Genomic DNA, 18,442 nt, shown 5'->3' with positions numbered 1-18,442 from the left:
GCGGCAGCGCTCCCCTCACACCCGGGTCCACGTGTTCCGGTCCCGGGCCATCGCGTACAGCGCCTCCACATCGGCCGGCTTGAGGACGCCGCCCTGCCGGGCCAGCGCCGGTACGTCCGCGTCCGTCAGCACCCGCACCTCGCGCGGTGTCGCCGCCACGTCCACCCGGGAGGCACCCGTGAGGACCAGCACCGGGCGCACCTCGGCGGTCAGGGCGTGGCAGGCGCGGTCGGCGCAGGCGCGGACCAGCCGGAGCAGCGGTTCCGGTCTGCGCCGGCCCAGCGTGACGTGGGTGCCGGTGACCGTCACCCGCTGTTTGTGGGCGTAGTGGCTGTGCACGGCGTACAGGCCACCGGGGCCGATCAGCAGGTGGTGGATGCGGTCACCGCCGGGCAGCGGCACGGAGTGCAGGGCGCGCCAGCCGGCGCCGTCCATGCGGTCCAGCGCCTCGCCCACCGTCTGCTCCGCGGTGAGCGCCCTGCGGCGCGGGTCGGGGCGTAGGAGACGGGCGGGGCCCGGGTCGCGGTCGAGGGCGATCAGCAGGGCCTCGCCGGGACGGTTGGGGGCGAGGTCGTCGTCGGGGTGCAGGGACAGTCGTGCCAGCTCGGCGGGGGTGGGGACGGGGGGCGGGCCGACGGAGACGGATCCGGTGAGGTAGGGGGCGAGCGCTTGCAGCACGTCCTCCTGGCGGTCCTGGCGGAGCAGGTTGACGCGGGCCGCCTCCCGGTCGTACCAGGCGAGGTTCCTGCCGTCCGGGTCGCGGACGAAGAACCGTTCGCGGCCGGCCTGCCAGGTCGGTATGACGCGCAGTCCGTTCATGCACCATCACCCCAGTCCATGGGAACAGGCGGGGTGCTGCAGGGGCAAGAACCCGGCTACCTTGGGTAGGAGTTGGGGATCGTGGGGAGGCGCCGTTGCGAACCCGCCGAGAGCGACCCGACGTACCGGCTCCGGACCGTCCGTGGGACGAGATCGTGCCCGGTCTGTGGATGGGTGGACACGAGTTCAGAGGCCGTTCCGGGCGGCTGCAGTTCGCGGTGGTGCGGCGCGAGTTCGATCTGGTGCAGACGCTGCTGCGGATGCCGGGGTACGGGCCGGACCCGGAGGTCGAGCACCAGGTGTGGCCGATCCCGGACGGGCCGCTGGACGGGACGCAGCTGGCCGGGGTGATCCGGCTGGCGGAGGCGGTGTGCGAGGCGCTGGAGCGGGGCCGCACGGTCCTGGTGCGCTGCTACCACGGGTACAACCGTTCGGGTCTGGTGGTGGCGCACGCGCTGATGCGCGGGGGCGAGTCCGCGGACTCCGCGATCCGGCTGATCCGGGCCCGCCGCTCCCCGTGGGCCCTGCACAACGACCTTTTCGTCGACTATCTGCGGACGGGCCTGCCGACGGTGCGGCTGCTCGAGGAGCTGGCCGAATAGACACCGCCCGTCCGGATCCCCCGGCGGCGTCACCCTGGACGCGGGGGCGGCGGCTGCGCGAATAGGGTGTGCGCAACCGAAGTGGTTCACGAACGTTTATCAGGAGTCCCGTGCCCGTCAGCCGCCGCATGCGCGCCCTTGGCCGTGCCGCCGTCGTCGCCATGGTGCTGTCGGCGGCCGCGGGCTGCGGCGACAGCGGCGGGCTGCGGGCGGCGGGGGAGACACCGACCGCGATCAGCCCGGCGCGGCTGTGGCCCGAGCTGACGCCGGCGTCGAGTCCGGCGTACGAGCTGGGCGAGGTGGACACCGAGGTGGTCGAGGGAGTCGCCGTGCCCGGCGACGACATCCGCCGGGTGGATCCGGTCACGGTGGTACGGGCCGAGATCGCCGCGCACGCGGACGAGTACGAGGGCGCCGAGGCGCCGTACCGGGACACCGCGGGGGCGATGGACAAGTGCGGCCGGGGCGAGCGGGGGTGGCGGCGCCCCGGTTGCCCGGTGCTCAGGCCGTACTACCGGGACCTGACCGGTGACGGGCGGGCCGAGCTCACGCTGGGCGTGCGGCTGATGCCGGAGGACCTGACCGGCGTGCGCGTCTACACGGTGCACAAGCACCGGCTGGTGCAGGTCATGGCGTACGACGACGCCCTGAGCGGGGTGGAGCTGGCCGGGCGTTCGGTGATCATCCGCTCGCCGTCGGAGGTCGCCGGGTACGAGTACCGGCTGCAGTGGACCTGGGATCCGCGGCAGCGGGCGATGCTGCTGACGCACGACGAGATGCTCCCGACCGGCCGCAAGCGGCCCTCGCCCCAGCACTCACCGAGTGCCGGCTCCTCGTCCGGGCCCGCGCCCTCGCGGTCGCCGTCGGCGCAGTCGTCGCAGCAGGCGCAGCAGTCGCAGGCGTTGACGCGGTCGCCGTCGGCGCAGTCGCCGTCAGCGCGGTCGTCGTCCGTGCAGCCGTCGCCGGCGGGCGTCCCGTGAGGCTCGGGCTGCCCCGCTGGACAGGGCCGCTCGCGGTGCGGGCCGCCGTGTTCATCACCGTGATGTGCTGTGCGCTCGCCGCGCTGCTCGGTGTGCTGGTGCACGTCCAGGTGACCGATCAGACCGTCGGCCAGGCGCGGGACGCCGCGCTGCGGCGGCTGACCGAGGCGACCCGCGCCTACGAGGCGGGCGACGCGCCGCGCGGCGGGGTCGCGGTGGACCCGCCGGGGCTGCCGGCCGAGCTGCGTGAGCTGGCCGTCTCCGGCCGGCGCGGCACGATGCTGGCGCGCCACCAGGGCCGGCCGGCCATGTGGGCGGCCGGCCCCGTGGACGGCGGGCGGGCGCTGGCCGTGCGGGTCGACTACTCGCAGGGCGAGCGGACCATCGAGGGGCTCGACCGGGCGATCGTGGCCTCCTCGGCGCTGGCGATCGGGGCCACGCTGCTGGTCGGGGCCTTCGCGGTGACCCGGGTGACCCGGCGGCTGCACGCCACCGCGCGGGTGGCCCGGCGGATCAGCGCGGGCGACCTCGACGCGCGGGTGAACGACCCGCGGGCCCGGGACCGGACGCGTCCGCAGGACGAGGTGGCCGCGGTGGCCGCCGCGCTGGACTCCATGGCGGCCTCGCTGCAGGGGAAGCTGCTGGCGGAGCAGCGGTTCACCGCGGACGTGGCGCACGAGCTGCGCACCCCGCTGACCGGGCTGCACGCGGCGGCCGAGCAGCTGCCGCCGGGCCGGCCGACCGAACTGGTGCGCGACCGGGTGGCGGCGCTGCGCACGCTCACCGAGGACCTGCTGGAGATCTCCCGGCTGGACGCCCGGCGCGAGCGGCTGGACCTGGACACCGTGGAGCTCGGGGCGCTGGCCCGGCGCGTGGTGCGCGCCTCGGGGACCGACACGGAGGTCGAGGTCGTACGGGACGTCACCGTGGAGACCGACCGGCGGCGGCTCGAGCGGGTGCTGGGCAATCTGGTGGCCAACGCGCACCGGCACGGTCGGACGCCGGTGACGCTCACGGTGGACGGGCCGGTGGTCACCGTGCGGGACCACGGGGACGGCTTCCCGGAGTACCTGCTCGCGCACGGGCCTCAGCGGTTCCGCACGGAGAGCGGGAAGAAGGGGCACGGGCTCGGGCTGACCATCGCCCTGGGCCAGGCGGAGGTGCTCGGTGCCCGGCTGGACTTCGCCAACGCCCCGGACGGCGGTGCCGTGACCACGCTGACGCTCCCTCAGAGCGGGGACGCAACCGCCGACGGTGTGGTCTGACGGGTTCTCCGATGGCGCAGTACGGCGGGCGGTACCGCTGTGGGCGCTCCTAGTGTGACGACATGTGGTGACAAGTCACCTTCGACACGTTCGTCCCTCATAGGGAGGTACTGCCATGTCCCTGCGCTCCCCCCGCCGCCTGCCCATAGCGCTCGCCGCCGGCGCGCTGGCGGTCGCGGCCGCCGTCACTCCCGCCGTCGCCAGCGACGGCGGAGACGACGGCGGTGGCGGCAACGCCAGCAGCAGCAACAGCAACCACTGGAGCCAGCAGCAGAGCGGCAACACCGGCGGCAACCAGCAGAACGGCAACCAGCAGAACGGCCAGCAGCAGAGCGGGAACCAGCAGGGGGGCAACCAGCCCGGCGGCGGCAACGGCAACGCCCAGAGCGGTGGTGGCGGCGACTGGGGCAACCAGTCCAACCAGTCCGGCGGCCACCACGGCAACCAGGGCGAGTACAAGGGCCGCGTCACGGCGGACCGGCTGGCGCTGCGCACCGCCCCGAACCGGGGTTCGCAGATCATCCGCTACGCCCACCGCGGCGAGGTGGTCCACATCTTCTGCAAGGTCCCCGGCGACCGGGTGGACGGCAACCCGCTGTGGTACCTGCTCACCGACGGCACCTGGGCCTGGGGTGCGGCCCGCTACATCGAGAACATCGGGCCGGCGCCACGCTGGTGCTGACCGGCAAAGCTCGCAACTCATGGCACTTGGGTAGGTTCCGGACATGAGCAAGGCCGGAATCACCCTGGCGACGGCGGAGACGTCCGCGCCCCCCGTCCGTCTCCCCCGGCGCCGTGGCATCGAACTGGCCCTGATCCTCCTGGCCGTCCTGCTGTCGGTCTACGGCTACTGCGCCGTCGGACTCGCCAAGAACGGCTCCGTCCCGCCCGGCGCCGCCGGCTACGGCGCCGGGCTCGGCGTGCTCGCGCTGGTCGCCCACCTGGCGGTACGTTTCCGCGCCCCGTGGGCCGATCCGCTGCTGCTGCCCATCGCCGTGCTGCTCAACGGGCTGGGCCTGGTGCTGATCTACCGGCTGGACCTGGAGACGCCGCACAACCGGGCGGCCCCCACCCAGCTGGTGTGGTCCACGCTGGGCGTGGCGCTGTTCATCGTGGTGATCCTGGTGCTGCGCGACCACCGGGTGCTGCAACGCTGCACCCGGCTGTGCGTGACCGCCGCGCTGATCCTGCTCACCGTGCCGATCCTCTTCCCCGCGGTGAACGGGGCCCGCATCTGGATCCGGGTGGCCGGCTTCTCCATCCAGCCGGGCGAGTTCGCCAAGGTGCTGCTCGCGGTGTTCTTCGCCGCCTACCTGGCCGAGAACCGCAAGGCGCTGACGTACTCCGGCCGCCGCGTCTGGCGGCTGCAGCTGCCCACCGGCCGGGTGCTGGGCCCGATCGTCGCCGTCTGGCTGGTGAGCGTGGGCGTGCTCGCCCTCGAGCGGGACCTCGGCACCTCGCTGCTGTTCTTCGGGCTGTTCGTGGTCCTGCTCTACGTCGCCACCGGCAAGGCGGGCTGGATCGCCGTCGGTCTGCTGCTGGCCTCGCTGGGGGCGGTGGCGGTGGGCCGGCTGGAGCCGCATGTGCACGGCCGGATCGAGACCTGGCTGCACCCGTTCGCCTCGATCGAGGCCGGCGAGGGACCGAACCAGCTCGCCCAGTCGCTGTTCGCCTTCGCCGAGGGCGGGCTGCTCGGCACGGGGCTCGGCCTGGGGCACTCGGTGCTCATCGGGTTCGCCGTCAAGTCCGACTTCATCCTGGCCACCGCGGGCGAGGAGCTGGGCCTGGCCGGGCTGTGCGCGATCTTCCTGCTCTACGGGCTGCTGGTGGACCGCGGCTACCGGGCGGGCCTCGCGCTGCGGGACCCGTTCGGGCAGCTGCTCGCGGTCGGCCTCTCCTCGATCGTGGCGCTGCAGGTGTTCGTGATCGCGGGCGGGGTGACCGGTCTCATCCCGCTGACCGGGATGGCGATGCCGTTCCTGGCGCAGGGCGGCTCCTCGGTGGTCACCAACTGGGCGATCGTGGCGCTGCTGGTCCGGCTGAGCCACTCGGCGCGCCGCCGGACGTCCGGGGGTGGGCGCGGGTGACCCGCTACATCCGGCACGCGGCCGCGTTCTGCGCCCTGCTGCTGGTGGCGCTGCTGGTGAACGCGGCGCGGGTGCAGCTGCTGCGGGCCGAGAGCTACCGGGACAACCCCGCCAACCGCCGCGACACCATCGCCCGCTACCACCAGCCGCGCGGCGACATCCTGGTGGCCGGCCGCCCGGTCACCGGCTCCCGGGACACCGAGGAGCATCTGCGTTACGAACGGACCTACCGGGACGGCCCTTTGTACGCGCCGGTGACCGGCTTCGCCTCGCAGGAGTACGGCACGACGCTGCTCGAGCACACCGAGGACGCGGTGCTGTCCGGCACGGACCCGGTGCTGGCGCCGCTGCCGCTGTGGAACGAGTTCACGCGCTCCCGCAGCGCGGGCGGCGACGTGGAGACCACGATCCACCCGGCGGCGCAGCGGGCGGCGTACGAGGGGCTGCGCTCCCGCAAGGGCGCGGTGGCCGCGGTGGAGCCCGCCACCGGGCGGGTCCTGGCCCTGGTGTCCCTGCCCTCCTACGACCCGGAACTGCTCTCGGGCAACGGGGAGACGGCACGGACGGCCTGGCAGCGGCTGAACGCCGACCCGGACAAGCCGCTGCTGAACCGGGCGGTGCGGCAGACCTATCCGCCGGGGTCGACCTTCAAGGTGGTCACCGCGGCGGCGGCGCTGGAGGCGGGGGTGGTCCGCGACCTGGACGAGCCGGCCGGCTCGCCCGACCCGTACGTGCTGCCGGGGACCACGACCCGGCTGACCAACGGGACGCCCGGCTGCGAGGACGCCTCGCTGCGGGAGGCGTTCACCCTCTCCTGCAACACGGTGTTCGCCGAGCTGGGGGTGCGCACGGGTGTGCGGGACATGGCGGCGACAGCCCGTGCCTTCGGCTTCAACGACGAGGACCTGCGCATTCCGTTCCCGGTGGCCCGCAGCACCTTCGACACCACGGTGGACCGGGCGCAGCTGGCGCTGGCCTCGATCGGGCAGTACAACACGCGGGCCACGCCGCTGCAGATGGCGATGGTGGCGGCGGCCGTGGCGAGCGGCGGGCAGCTGCGCGAGCCGTATCTGGTGGAGCGCACCACCCGGGCGAACGGCGGCACGGTGTCCTCGGGCGGCTCCCGCCCGGTCCGGCGGGCGATGCAGCCGGGCACGGCCCTGCGGCTGCAGCAGCTGATGCGGGGGGTGGTGGAGAAGGGCACCGGGGAACGGGCCGCGATCCCGGGCGCCGTGGTCGGCGGCAAGACCGGCACCGCCCAGCACGGTCTGGGCAACTCCGGTACGCCGTACGCCTGGTTCGTGGGCTGGGCGCAGGACCGCAACGACATCCAGCCGAGGGTGGCGGTGGCGGTGGTGGTCGAGGACGCGGCGGCCAACCGCCGGGAGATCAGCGGCGGCGGCACGGCGGCCCCGATCGCCCGGTCGGTGATGGAGGCGGTGCTCGATCCCTGAGCCCTCGGACCCGGCTGTGCGGTCCCGCTCCCGGGACACGGCTTGTGCGATCCCGGCCCGCCGAAGGCTCCCGGCCGCGCAATGCCGTGTGCGAACGGTGACCTAGCGGCCGCCCGCCTCGATCGCCGCCTCGACCTCGGCGACCCGCTCCCGCTCCTCCGCCGCGAAGCGCTCCGCGTCCAGCCTCTCGGCGATCTCCTCGTCCTGGCGCATCAGCTGGTCCAGGTTGGCGTCGCCCATCTCCAGCACGCCCATGTCGACATACGCCTGCTGGAGCCGCCTGCCCCACAGGCCGATGTCCCGGACGCAGGGCACGATGCGGCTGAACAGCAGCTTGCGGAAGAGGGCGAGGAACTCCGAGCGCTCGCTGTACTCCTCCGCCTCGGCCTTCGGCACGCCGAAGTTCTGCAGCACCTCGACGCCGCGCAGCCGGTCCCGCATCAGGTAGCAGCCCTCGATCACGAACTCCTCGCGCTCGCGCAGTTCGGCGTCGGTGAGCTGCTTGTAGTAGTCACGCAGGGCCATCCGGCCGAAGGCGACATGGCGGGCCTCGTCCTGCATGACGTAGGCGAGGATCTGCTTCGGCAGCGGCTTGTCGGTGGTGTCCCGGATCATGCCGAAGGCGGCCAGCGCCAGGCCCTCGATCAGCACCTGCATGCCGAGGTAGGGCATGTCCCAGCGGGAGTCGCGCAGGGTGTCGCCCAGCAGGGACTGCAGATTGTCGTTGATCGGGTAGAGCAGCCCGATCTTCTCGTGCAGGAAGCGGCCGTAGATCTCGGCGTGCCGGGCCTCGTCCATCACCTGGGTCGCCGAGTAGAACTTGGCGTCCAGGTCGGGCACCGACTCCACGATCCGGGCGGCGCACACCATGGCGCCCTGCTCGCCGTGCAGGAACTGGCTGAACTGCCAGGAGGCGTAGTGCCGGCGCAGCTCGCCCCGGTCCTTGCCGCTGAGCTTGTCCCAGTGTCTGGTGCCGTACAGGCTCATGGCCTCGTCCGGGGTGCCGAGCGGGTCGTACGGATCGACCTGAAGGTCCCAGTCGATCCGCTTCTGGCCGTCCCACTGCTTGTCCTTGCCCTTCTGGTAGAGGGCGAGCAGCCGGTCCCGGCCGTCGTCGTACCCCCAGCTGAAGCGGGCCGAGCCGGTGGCGGGCACCTGCCAGTGGGAATCACCCGGATCGGTGGCGTAACGGTCGAAGGTGGGCATGTCTCGCAGGCTCACACGGAGTAGACGCGGGGTCAACAAGTACTGCACGGGGGATTGACGGGCTTGCTGACGGGCAGTCTCATAAGACCGAGTCAGGCAGGACGAGGCACAGAGGACGGGTGAGTCACGCCGGGCACCCGCCGTTCCGGTACGACGAGGTGGGACAGTCATGACGACCCTCACGGACGCCGACGCGCTCGACGGCATGCGCGACGCACTCGGGCTGCTCAAGGACCGGGAGCAGGTGGCCCGGCGGCTGCTCGAGGCGTCCGCCCGGCACTCCTTCGACCCGGACAAGGAGCTGGACTGGGACGCGCCCTTCGAGGAGGGCAAGTGGTTCTGGCCACCGGAGCTGGTCTCGCTGTACGGCACGCCGCTGTGGAAGCGGATGAGCGAGGAGCAGCGCATCCTGCTCTCCCAGCACGAGGCGGCGGCGCTGGCCTCGCTCGGCATCTGGTTCGAGCTGATCCTGATGCAGCTGCTGGTGCGGCACATCTACGACAAGGCGGCGACCAGCGCGCATGTGCGGTACGCGCTCACCGAGATCGAGGACGAGTGCCGGCACTCGAAGATGTTCGCCCGGGTGATCAGCCGCGGTGACACGCCCTGGTACCCGGTGAGCCGGATCCACCACAGCCTGGGCCGCCTGTTCAAGACGGTCTCCACCACGCCCGGTTCCTTCACCGCCACCCTGCTCGGCGAGGAGGTCCTGGACTGGATGCAGCGGCTCACCTTCCCCGACGAGCGGGTCCAGCCGCTGATCAGGGGCGTCACCCGGATCCATGTGGTGGAGGAGTCCCGGCACGTCCGCTACGCCCGCGAGGAGCTGCGCCGGCAGATGGTGACCGCCCCCAGGTGGTCCCAGGAGTTCACCCGGCTCACCTCCGGCGAGTTCGCCCGCGTCTTCTCCGTCGCCTTCGTCAACCCCGAGGTCTACACGAACGTGGGCCTGGACAAGCGCGAGGCGATGGCGCAGGTCAAGGCGAGCGCCCACCGCCGCGAGGTGATGCAGACCGGCGCCAAGCGCCTGACGGACTTCCTGGACGACATCGGCGTGCTGCGCGGGGTGGGCCGGCGGCTGTGGAAGTCGTCGGGCCTGCTGGCCTGAAGCCCGCCGTCTCCTGATCTGCCGGGCCCGGGGGCGCACGGGACTCCCGGGCTCAGGCGCGTACACGTCGCGCGGGCGGGGACGGCACCGCGCGGTCCTCGCCGGGCGCGACCGGAGCGGCCCGCGGCGATTACCCTGCACCTCATGACCGCCGCCCCCGCCTACCGGCGACTCAGCGTCGAGGAGCGCCGCAGCCAGCTGCTGACCGCCGCGCTCGGCCTCTTCGCGCATCACCCGCCGGAGGAGGTCTCCCTCGACGACGTGGCCGAAGCGGCCGGAGTGTCCCGCCCGCTGGTCTACCGCTACTTCCCCGGCGGCAAGCAGCAGCTCTACGAGGCCGCGCTGCGCTCCGCCGCCGACGAGCTGCAGCACTGCTTCGACGAGCCCCACGAGGGCCCCCTGCTCCCCCGTCTGTCCCGCGCCCTGGACCGCTATCTCGCCTTCGTCGACGAGCACGGCACCGGCTTCAGCGCCCTGCTGCAGGGCGGCAGCGTCGTCGAGACCTCCCGGACGACGGCGATCGTGGACGGGGTGCGGCGGGCCGCCGCCGACCACATCCTCAGCCACCTGGAGGTGCCCCACCCCGGGCCCCGGCTGCGCATGACCATCCGCATGTGGATCACCGCGGTGGAGGCGGCCTCGCTGATCTGGCTGGACGAGGGCAAGCAGCCGCCCGCGGACGAGCTGCGGGACTGGCTGGTGGAGCAGTTCGTGGCCGCCCTCGAGGTCACGGCCCGGCGGGACGGGCAGACGAAGGCCCTGGTCCGGGCGCTGGTCGCGGACCTCTGAGCGCGGGGCGGGACACTGGTGGCGTGAAGAGCGAAGACACCCCCTTCGAGGGCGGGCCCATGGACGGCCGCGTCCTGCCCGTCCTGCTGGGCATCACCGGGCACCCGCCCAAGATCTACCGCATCCCCGTGCCGGCGCCGGACGGCGGTCCGCCCACGGTGCTGGTGTACGTGCGGACACCGCGCGGCAGCGGCGGGCGGACCGGCCTGAGCCGGGGGTGGAAGTACGTCTACGCCCCCGAGGGCGCCCCGTCCCGCCGCCCGAGATGGCCCTGGTCGCGGCCCCCGGCGGCGCCGCAGGCCCCCGATCCAGACGCCACGCCGAAGGGCAAGCCGGACGACGCGGACGGGTGACCCGGTTGCGCCGAACCGCGCACACTCGGCGAGCGCGGTACGACAGGTCGGCTGATGCTCGCGATGCGGGACGGAGGTGCCGCCCCGCATCGGAGGTGACGTCGTGTCAGGAGTGCTTCTGCGTCTGGTGTGTTCGGCGGCGGTGGCGGCCGGGACCGCGCTGGCGCCGATGCCGGCGGCGGCCGCCCCGGATCCGCCCGCGGCCTCTGAGCGCGGCGCGGCAGGGCTGCTGACGGAGCTTCAGCGGCTGTACCGGGAGGCGGAGCGGGCCACCGAGGCGTACAACGCCACCGAGGAACGGCTGGAAAGGCAGCGCGCGCTGGCCGAGCGGCTGCAGGCCGCCCTGGCCCGCACCCGGAACTCCCTGCACGACAGCCGCAGCGCCGCGGGGCGGCTGGCCCGGCAGCAGTACCAGAACCGCAGCGACCTCTCCCCCTATCTGCGGCTGCTGCTCGCCCGGGACGCCCAAGGAGTCCTCGACCAGGGGCAGGTGATCGGCCGGCTGGCCCGGCAGCGGGCCCGGGCGGTGGGCCGGCTGACCGGCGAGGCGCAGAAGGCCACCGAACTGGCGCGCAGGGCCCGCAAGGCGCTCGACACGCAGCGCGCCCTCACCGAGCGGAGCCGCAAGCAGCGCGACCAGGTCCGCGAGCGGCTGCGCGAGGTGGAGGAGCTGATCGCCTCCCTCTCCCCGGAGGAGGTGGCGGCGGTGGAGAAGCTGGAGCGCGCCGAGGCGGACGCGGAGCAGCAGCGGCTGGTCACCTCCGGCGCCCTGCCCGTCCCCGGCACGGCCCCGGCACCCACCGCGGCCGGTGCCCAAGCGGTGAGCTACGCCGTGCGGCAGGTGGGCAAGCCCTACCAGTGGGGAGCGGAGGGCCCGGGCACCTACGACTGCTCGGGGCTGACCTCGCAGGCCTGGGAGGCGGCCGGCACGCCCGTCCCCCGGACCAGCCAGGAGCAGTGGGCCCGGCTGGAGCGGATCCCGCTGAAACGGCTGCGCCCGGGCGACCTGGTGGTGTACTTCCCGGACGCCACCCATGTCGCCCTCTACGTCGGCGACGGCAAGGTGGTCCAGGCACCCCGGCCGGGCGCGCGGATCAAGGTCTCCCCCGTCGCCGGGCCCGGCCCCGTCCTGGGCGCCGTACGCCCCGACCCGGCCGGGAAGCCCCTGCGGCACTACCAGCCGCCGGAGCTTCCCGGGCGCGCGATGGCCGGCCCGGACGCGGGCCGGGCTCAGGCGCCGGCGGCCTCGGCGACCTCCTTGAGGTAGGCCTCGGTCTTCTCCGGCTCGAAGAAGAAGTTCTCGAAGTCCGACGGGTCGTTGAAGGCGGTGGCGAAGCGGTCGGCGACCGGCTGGAACTGGCCGGCGGCGCCGATCAGGTTCAGCACGTGCTCGGGCGGCGGGGCCAGCATCGCGTTGGTCCACTTGGTGACGTACTGGGCCGTCTCCCAGTAGCGGTCGAAGGTGCGCTGCATCCACTCCTCGTCGAACGGCTTGTCGCCGTGCTCGAGGATGGACGCCAGGTAGGCGGCGGCGCACTTGGACGCCGAGTTGGAGCCCTGGCCGGTGATCGGGTCGTTGGCGACGACCACGTCGGCGACGCCCAGGACCAGACCGCCGCTGGGCAGCCGGCCGATGGGCTTGCGCACGGTCGGCGCGTACCGGCCGGCCAGGGTGCCGCCCGCGTCGGTCAGTTCGACCTTGGTGGCCCGCGCGTACTCCCAGGGGAGGTACTTCTCCATGAGTTCCAGGGTCAGGGAGAGGTGCTCCGAGGGGTCCTTGACGTCCTTGAAGACGTCCAGCGGGCCGCCGGGTATGCCCTCCCAGAACAGGATGTCGGCGCGGCCCGAGGTGGTGAGCGTCGGCATGATGAACATCTCGCCGACGCCGGGCACCAGGTTGCAGCGGACCGCCTCGGTGTCCGGGTGCTCCGGGCGCGGGCCGAGGCCGTGCACATAGGCGACGGCGAGGGCGCGCTGCGGCTCGCTGTAGGGGGAGCGCTCCGGGTCCCGGGCGAACATCTGCACCAGCTCGCCCTTGCCCGCCGCGACCAGCACCAGGTCGTAGGTGCGGGAGAAGTAGTCGAGGTCGCCCACGGCCGCGCCGTGGATGACGAGCTGGCCGCCGCGCTGGGCGAAGGTCTCCATCCATCCGGCCATCTTCACCCGCTGGTCGACCGACTGCGCATAGCCGTCGGCGAACCTGCCGAGCCAGTCGACCGCCCGCTGGGTCGGACCGGGCTCCCACGAACCGGGTGCGGCCACCGAGACACCGAGACCCTCGATCTTCGGGGCCTGGGACTCCCAGAAGTTCAGCTGCAGGTCGCGCTCGTGCTGGAGGGCGGTGTGGAACATGCACTGCGTCGACATCACCCTGCCGGTACGGATCTCGTCCGCGGTCCGGTTGGACATCAGGGTGACCTCGTACCCGTGTGACTGGAGGCCGAGGGCGATCTGGAGACCGGACTGCCCGGCTCCGACGACGAGTATCTTCCGCATGGGTGGGGTGTCTCCTACTCGGGGGTTTCGTCGAGCGCGTGGCCCACGAGGGACAGAAGGGTCTCGATGACCGAGATCCGGCGGCGCGCATCCATGATCATGACAGGTATGTGCGCGGGGATCGTGAGCGCCTCCCGCACGTCCTCCGGTTCGTACAGCTCGCTGCCGTCGAAGTGGTTCACCGCGACGACGTACGGCAGTCCGCAGCTCTCGAAGTAGTCGAGCGCCGGGAAGCAGTCCTTCAGGCGCCGGGTGTCGGCCATGACGACGGCGCCTATCGCACCGCGCACGATGTCGTCCCACATGAACCAGAAGCGCTGCTGGCCCGGGGTGCCGAAGAGGTACAGCACCAGGTCGTCGTCGAGCGTGATGCGGCCGAAGTCCATGGCCACGGTGGTGGTGCGCTTGTCCGGCGTGCCGGTGAGGTCGTCGGTCTCCTCGCTCGCCTCGGTCATCAGCGCCTCGGTCTGCAGCGGCGTGATCTCCGAGACGGAACTGACCAGCGTGGTCTTGCCGACGCCGAAACCGCCCGCCACCACGATCTTGGTCGCGATCGGTGCGCGGGTGCGGTCCGCCTGCCAGGGCTGCATCGGCTCCTCGGGCGCGGCGACGAGCGGGGAGTCGGAGACGCCTCGGGTGGCGTCGGAGACGTCAGAGACGGCGGAGTCCACTGAGCACCCTTTCCAGCAGAGCGCGGTCCGGACGGCCCGTGCCGTGGCCCGTACCGGTGCCGTACACACGGATCTTTCCCTGGTCCGCGAGGTCGCTGAGCAGCACGCGGACCACGCCGAGCGGCATCTTCAGCAGCGCGGCGATCTCGGCCACCGTTCGCATCCGGCGGCACAGTTCGACGATGGCCCGCATCTCCGGCATGATCGACGCCAGCGAACCACTCGTCAGTTCCCGCCGCTCGTCGGCGGCGTCCAGGGCAGCCGTGCCGCCGCCGGCCGTCGCCGCGGCGGTGGCGCCGACGAAGGTCTCGACGAGCAGCACGTGCCCGAAGCGGGTACGGCCGCCGGTGAGCGAGTACGGGCGTACCCGGGCGGGTTTGCGGTCGGCACCCCGCTTCGGGAGGTGCTTCCTGGACGTGCTGCTCATCGGGGACTCCCGGTGGACTCGTTCTCCAGGGACTTGCGCAGTTCGCTGCGGAGCTCGGGGGTGAGCACATGGCCGGCGCGGCCGACGAACAGGGCCATGTGGTAGGCCACGACGCTCATGTCGCACTCCGCGGAGCCGTGCACACCGAGCAGGGAGCCGTCGCTGATGGACATCACGAACAGGCTGCCCTCGTCCATGGCGACCATGGTGTGCTTGACCGGCCCGTAGTCCATCAGCCGGGCGGCGCCCACGGTGAGGCTGCCGATGCCGGAGACGACGGTGGCCAGGTCGGCGGCGGAGCCCCGGGGACCGGTGCGCTGCCGGGTGCGGGCCTCACGGGCCTCGGCGACGTGCGCGGAGTCGGAGGAGAGGAGCAGCAGGCCGTCCGAGGAGACCACCGCGACGGAGAGGATGCCGGGCACCTCCTCGACCAGGTTGGTCAGCAGCCAGTGCAGATTGCGGGCCTCACTGCTCAGTCCGAAGGTACTGGGCGCGGTCAACTGCTTGCCTCCTCGACGGTGCCCCCCGTGGCTTCCTCGGATGTGCCTGAAGTGGAAGTGGTCTGGTCGGGCCGCTGATGGCGGCCGGTCTCCTCCGCGAGCTCCGCCTCGACGTCCCGGCGTCCGGCCTCCGCGCCGCGCCGGAAGCCGCCGAGCCTCCTGCGCAGCGCCTCCGCGTCCACGCCGCCGGTGCGCGGCCGCGGCACGGAGGCGGGAGGGGTGATCTTCGGGGTGCGCTTGGGCAGGCCCTTGGCGGTGACGGCCTCCTCCTCGCCGGAGCCGTCGGGCACCCGGGCGTGCTCGTCCTCGGGGCCGTCGGCGACGGGCCGCCTGGGCAGCCCGGAGCCGGCCGCCCGGCCGGACGCGCCGGAGCCGGGCACCGGGCGCGTCGGGAGGCCGGCGCGGGTCGCCTGCTCGTCCCGGCCGCCCTCGGAGGGCGGCTCCTCGGCCTCGCCGGACTCGTCGGGCCGGGCCCGCTGCCCGGTGCGCGCGGTGTCGTCGTGCGCGGTCCAGGTACCGGTGGTGGAGGTGGTGCCGCCGTCGGGGGTCCGCCCGCCGGAGGGCTCGGCGGACTCGCCGGGGAGGGTCCAGTCGCCGGTGCCGGTCCGGGTGGGGCCGGCGGGACCGGCCTCCTCGGCCGCCGCCGTGCGCTCGTCCTGCTGCGCGTCCTGCTCCGCGGGCGCTTCGGCGGGGCGGTCCGTCAGGGGAAGCAGCAGCTCCATCGTGGTCTCGGCGGGCCGCTCGGGCGCGCCCGCCGAGGTCTTCGCGGCGCTCTCGGCCGCCTCGCTCCCGCTCCGTGGGGTGCTCGCCGCGCGCTCGTCGCCGGCGGGTCCGCCGTGCTCACCGGCCGGCTCGTCGGCCGCGTCGGAGGGGGGCTCGGTGCCGTCCTGGCCGCGGTCCTCGCCGTCGGCGTCCCGGCCGTGCTCCGCGGGCTCCGGCTCGTCGTCGCCGGGCTTTCCGGGCCGGTACCGGTCGGCGTCCTTGGGCCAGAGGCGCTCGAACTCGCCGCCGGGCTGCGGGGACTCGGAGCCGGCGGACTCGGCAGCGGACTCCCCGGCGTCCTGCGCGGGCTCCGTCGAGCGGTCGCCGTCCTGCGCGGACGACGGCTCCCGCGCTTGCCCGGACCGGCCGTCTCCGGCCGCCTCACCGGACCGTGCGGACGCCTGTGCCGGGGTGGACTCGCCGACCTCGGCCGCGGTCGCGTCCGCCGCCGCTCGTTCCGTGGTGTCCGCTCGTTCCGTGGTGTCCGCCACCGGCCCGGCGGTGGCGTCGGCCTCCTCCGGCCGCTCCTCCGCCTCCTGGCGGCGCACCGCCTCCTCGGCCAGGGCGACCACGCGGTCGCCCTGCTCCGTACGGCCGTGCAGGACGTTGGAGTTGGCCTCGGCGTCGGCGCCGGGGAGGGAGAAGCCGTGATGGGGCCCCTTGACGGGGGCGGAGCTGGGGACCGCCGCCTTGTCGTCGGCGAGCAGCGCCTTGGGCAGCACCACGACCGCGGCCACGCCGCCCTGCTTCTGCGCCCGCAGCTGCACCCGCACCCCGTGCCGCTGGGCGAGCCGGGCCACCACGTACAGGCCGAGGCCGAGACCGTCCTCGCCCTCCGAGTCGTAGCCGGCCTCCGGGTCGAACTCGGACAGGCGGGCGTTGAGCCGCTCCAGCCGCTCGGCGGTCATGCCGATGCCCTCGTCCTGGACGGAGAGCATGACCTCGCCGTTCTCCATCAGCCAGCCGGAGATCTCCACGGGCAGGTCCGGCGGGGAGAAGGAGGTGGCGTTCTCCAGGAGTTCGGCGAGCAGGTGGGACAGGTCGTCCGCGGCGAACCCGACGATGTGCACGTGCGGCGGCAGGGCCGCGATCCTGACCCGCTCGTAGCGCTCGATCTCGCTCACCGCGGCCCGCGCCACGTCCACCAGCGGGACCGGGCCCGCGGTCTGCTGGCCGTGCTCGGCGCCGGCCAGGACCAGCAGGTTCTCGCTGTGCCGGCGCATCACCGTGGCGAAGTGGTCGAGCTTGAACAGGGTGGCGAGCCGGTCCGGGTCCTGCTCGCGCTCCTCCAGGCCCTCGATGACGCTCAGCTGACGCTCGACCAGGCCGAGGGTGCGCAGCGCCAGGTTGACGAAGGTGCCGCCGATGGCCGCCCGGTGCCGCTCCAGCCTGGCGGTGGCGTCGGCGAGTTCGGCCCGCAGCTCCTCGCGGGCGTCTGCCATCTTCTGCCGCTGGCCGACCAGGTGTTTGCGGTCGGTCTCCAGCGTGGCGATCCGCTCGGCGAGCCGGGCGGCGTGCGCGTGCAGCGCGTTCACGGAGCGGACGACCTGCGCGAACTCGTCGTTGCGGCCGGTGAAGGCGATGGGCTCCTGGCTCGCCGGGTCCTCGGCCTCGGCGAGGCGGGCGGTGCCGCGCCGCAGCACCGACAGGGGGCGGGTCAGGGTGCGGGCCAGGGCGGTGGCGATGCCGACGGCCAGCAGCATCAGCGCGCCCAGGACGGCCACGCGGATCTCCAGCGCGGTGACGTCGTCGTCCCTGAGCTGCGCGAGTTCCTTGCTGCGCTGCTCGTAGAGCGCGGACTCCACGCCGCGCATCATGTCGATGCGCGCGGTGAGCGCGGCCCGCAGCTTCTTGGGGTCGGTGCCGAGTTCGGACTCGGAGAGCGCCGGCTGGTCGGTGAGCCGGGCCAGGTACTTCTCGGCGGAGTTGACCTCGGGCCCGGTGACGGTGGAGTCGTACGAGCTGCGGGCGGACCTGGGCGCGGTCTCGCGGAAGTCGGCGAGCGCGGCGTCGGAGCGCAGCCGGGCCTGGACCGCGGCGGCGGTGAGCGCGTCGCGCCGCCTGGTGTCGGCGGCGCTGGAGCCGGTGGACGTGGTGGGCAGTCCGGTGACCGGGTCGATCACGGTCCTGGTGCTGCGCGGCACGCTGAGCGCGGCCAGCAGCAGACCGCGGGCGGCGGCGGCCTGCTGGACGGCGGAGTCCAGCTCGGCCAGGGCGTGGGCGCCGGAGCCGGCGCGCGGCGGGGTCTTCTCCGCGAGCCGCTCGGCCAGGCGGTGCAGTTCGTTGATCGCGGTCGAGTACGCCTGGTGGGCCTCGAGGGCGCTGCTCTTGCCGGTCAGCGCGGCGCGGCGGACGGCGGCGATGGCGTCGAGGTCGTCGCGGAGTTCGTCGGAGGTGTCGCTGTCCGCGCGGAGTTCGTCGACCTGCCGGTCGACGCGGGCGCTGTGCTGCTCGGACGGCGCCTTGGACCGGGGGCGTCCCGCGGCGATGAAGGAGGTGACCTCGTCCCGCTCGTCGGCGAGGGAGTGGGCGAGGGTCAGGGCGTTCTGGGTCTGCTCGGAGAGCGTCACCAGCTCCTGGGAGTCGCTGAGTTGCCCGGAGGCGGTGAGCAGCGAGGGAGTACCCGCACCGGCGATCGCGGCGGCCACCACGGCCACGGCGACGACGAGCCGGTTGCGTACGTGTGTGGGGCGGCCCCTGCCGACGGTGGGCTTCTGCTCCGTGTCCCCTGTGGGGGTCGTCTGCTTGCCTGTGCCACGAGGCCGCGTCTTCTGCACCGGTGCTCGCATTCCTGACTCGTGTACCCGTGGGCCCGGGTGACGCTCCGTCAACGGGCGCGGACGCCTGCCCCGAGCCGTCGACCGTGTCCGGGCCGCGAGGCGCCCCCATCGCTCCCCGACCCTTGCAGTGCCAGTGGGCAGTG

General features: G+C 73.5%; 17 protein-coding genes. 10 read left to right on the top strand and 7 right to left on the bottom strand.

Annotated elements, in window-relative coordinates:
- Nucleotides 1–15 precede the first annotated feature (15 nt).
- Complete coding sequence (locus HCJ93_RS26980) at nucleotides 16–819, bottom strand: nuclease-related domain-containing protein (protein ID WP_167998439.1); 804 nt, start codon at nucleotides 817–819, stop codon at nucleotides 16–18.
- A gap of 95 nt (nucleotides 820–914) precedes the next feature.
- On the opposite strand from HCJ93_RS26980, the gene HCJ93_RS26975 reads away from it, so the two are divergent.
- The 6 genes from HCJ93_RS26975 to HCJ93_RS26950 all read left to right on the top strand — a co-directional run bounded on the left by HCJ93_RS26975 (nucleotide 915) and on the right by HCJ93_RS26950 (nucleotide 7,207).
- A complete protein-coding gene (locus HCJ93_RS26975; RefSeq protein ID WP_167998438.1) occupies nucleotides 915–1,421 on the top strand; it encodes a protein-tyrosine phosphatase family protein in 507 nt (168 codons plus the stop codon).
- 128 nt (nucleotides 1,422–1,549) lie between these two features.
- Entirely contained in the window at nucleotides 1,550–2,401 is an 852-nt protein-coding gene (locus HCJ93_RS26970) for a hypothetical protein (RefSeq protein ID WP_240967905.1), read from the top strand.
- Nucleotides 2,398–3,666: an ATP-binding protein gene (locus tag HCJ93_RS26965; RefSeq protein WP_167998437.1), complete on the top strand. Its 1,269-nt coding sequence runs from the start codon at nucleotides 2,398–2,400 to the stop codon at nucleotides 3,664–3,666. The genes HCJ93_RS26970 and HCJ93_RS26965 overlap by 4 nt, the downstream gene beginning before the upstream one ends.
- Before the next feature lie 115 nt (nucleotides 3,667–3,781).
- The gene (locus tag HCJ93_RS26960) at nucleotides 3,782–4,348 is read left to right on the top strand and encodes an SH3 domain-containing protein (protein ID WP_167998436.1); all 567 of its coding nucleotides are present in this window, start codon (nucleotides 3,782–3,784) and stop codon (nucleotides 4,346–4,348) included.
- Between the two features lie 43 nt (nucleotides 4,349–4,391).
- On the top strand, nucleotides 4,392–5,753 hold the full coding sequence (locus tag HCJ93_RS26955; RefSeq protein ID WP_167998435.1) for an FtsW/RodA/SpoVE family cell cycle protein: 1,362 nt from the start codon (nucleotides 4,392–4,394) through the stop codon (nucleotides 5,751–5,753).
- Nucleotides 5,750–7,207 carry a penicillin-binding transpeptidase domain-containing protein gene (locus HCJ93_RS26950; protein ID WP_167998434.1) on the top strand — a complete coding sequence of 486 codons (1,458 nt, stop codon included), beginning with the start codon at nucleotides 5,750–5,752 and terminating at the stop codon, nucleotides 7,205–7,207. Before HCJ93_RS26955 ends, HCJ93_RS26950 begins: the two co-directional genes overlap by 4 nt.
- Nucleotides 7,208–7,309: 102 nt before the next feature.
- Here HCJ93_RS26950 and HCJ93_RS26945 read toward each other — a convergent pair whose 3' ends face one another.
- Nucleotides 7,310–8,413, bottom strand: a complete 1,104-nt coding sequence (locus HCJ93_RS26945) for a ferritin-like domain-containing protein (protein ID WP_167998433.1) — start codon at nucleotides 8,411–8,413, stop codon at nucleotides 7,310–7,312.
- A 169-nt stretch (nucleotides 8,414–8,582) separates the two neighbouring features.
- Here HCJ93_RS26945 and HCJ93_RS26940 point away from each other — a divergent pair, with 169 nt between their 5' ends.
- From HCJ93_RS26940 to HCJ93_RS26925, 4 genes are all read left to right on the top strand, one after another.
- Complete coding sequence (locus HCJ93_RS26940) at nucleotides 8,583–9,521, top strand: AurF N-oxygenase family protein (RefSeq protein WP_167998432.1); 939 nt, start codon at nucleotides 8,583–8,585, stop codon at nucleotides 9,519–9,521.
- Between the two features lie 144 nt (nucleotides 9,522–9,665).
- Nucleotides 9,666–10,310, top strand: a complete 645-nt coding sequence (locus HCJ93_RS26935; protein WP_167998431.1) for a TetR/AcrR family transcriptional regulator — start codon at nucleotides 9,666–9,668, stop codon at nucleotides 10,308–10,310.
- Between the two features lie 23 nt (nucleotides 10,311–10,333).
- Nucleotides 10,334–10,663, top strand: a complete 330-nt coding sequence (locus HCJ93_RS26930) for a DUF8847 domain-containing protein (RefSeq protein WP_167998430.1) — start codon at nucleotides 10,334–10,336, stop codon at nucleotides 10,661–10,663.
- 103 nt (nucleotides 10,664–10,766) lie between these two features.
- Complete coding sequence (locus HCJ93_RS26925; protein WP_167998429.1) at nucleotides 10,767–11,930, top strand: C40 family peptidase; 1,164 nt, start codon at nucleotides 10,767–10,769, stop codon at nucleotides 11,928–11,930.
- Here the strand turns inward: HCJ93_RS26925 and HCJ93_RS26920 are convergent.
- Genes HCJ93_RS26920 through HCJ93_RS26900 form a run of 5 tightly spaced genes read right to left on the bottom strand, consistent with a single transcriptional unit; the run spans nucleotide 11,894 to nucleotide 18,296 of the window.
- Nucleotides 11,894–13,159: a styrene monooxygenase/indole monooxygenase family protein gene (locus tag HCJ93_RS26920; protein WP_167998428.1), complete on the bottom strand. Its 1,266-nt coding sequence runs from the start codon at nucleotides 13,157–13,159 to the stop codon at nucleotides 11,894–11,896. The two genes, HCJ93_RS26925 and HCJ93_RS26920, sit on opposite strands and share 37 nt — an antisense overlap.
- Before the next feature lie 14 nt (nucleotides 13,160–13,173).
- Nucleotides 13,174–13,830: a GTP-binding protein gene (locus tag HCJ93_RS26915; RefSeq protein ID WP_167998427.1), complete on the bottom strand. Its 657-nt coding sequence runs from the start codon at nucleotides 13,828–13,830 to the stop codon at nucleotides 13,174–13,176.
- The gene (locus HCJ93_RS26910) at nucleotides 13,811–14,257 is read right to left on the bottom strand and encodes a DUF742 domain-containing protein (protein ID WP_167998426.1); all 447 of its coding nucleotides are present in this window, start codon (nucleotides 14,255–14,257) and stop codon (nucleotides 13,811–13,813) included. Before HCJ93_RS26910 ends, HCJ93_RS26915 begins: the two co-directional genes overlap by 20 nt.
- A complete protein-coding gene (locus HCJ93_RS26905) occupies nucleotides 14,254–14,757 on the bottom strand; it encodes a roadblock/LC7 domain-containing protein (RefSeq protein ID WP_167998425.1) in 504 nt (167 codons plus the stop codon). Before HCJ93_RS26905 ends, HCJ93_RS26910 begins: the two co-directional genes overlap by 4 nt.
- Nucleotides 14,754–18,296, bottom strand: coding sequence for a nitrate- and nitrite sensing domain-containing protein (locus HCJ93_RS26900; RefSeq protein WP_167998424.1), 3,543 nt, complete (start codon nucleotides 18,294–18,296; stop codon nucleotides 14,754–14,756). The genes HCJ93_RS26905 and HCJ93_RS26900 overlap by 4 nt, the downstream gene beginning before the upstream one ends.
- Nucleotides 18,297–18,442 lie beyond the last annotated feature (146 nt).

The organism is Streptomyces composti (assembly GCF_012034205.1).
Taxonomy (GTDB): Bacteria; Actinomycetota; Actinomycetes; order Streptomycetales; family Streptomycetaceae; genus Streptomyces; species Streptomyces composti.
Note: the sequence above shows the minus strand (reverse complement) of the source record. Positions and strands in the feature narration are given on the sequence as shown.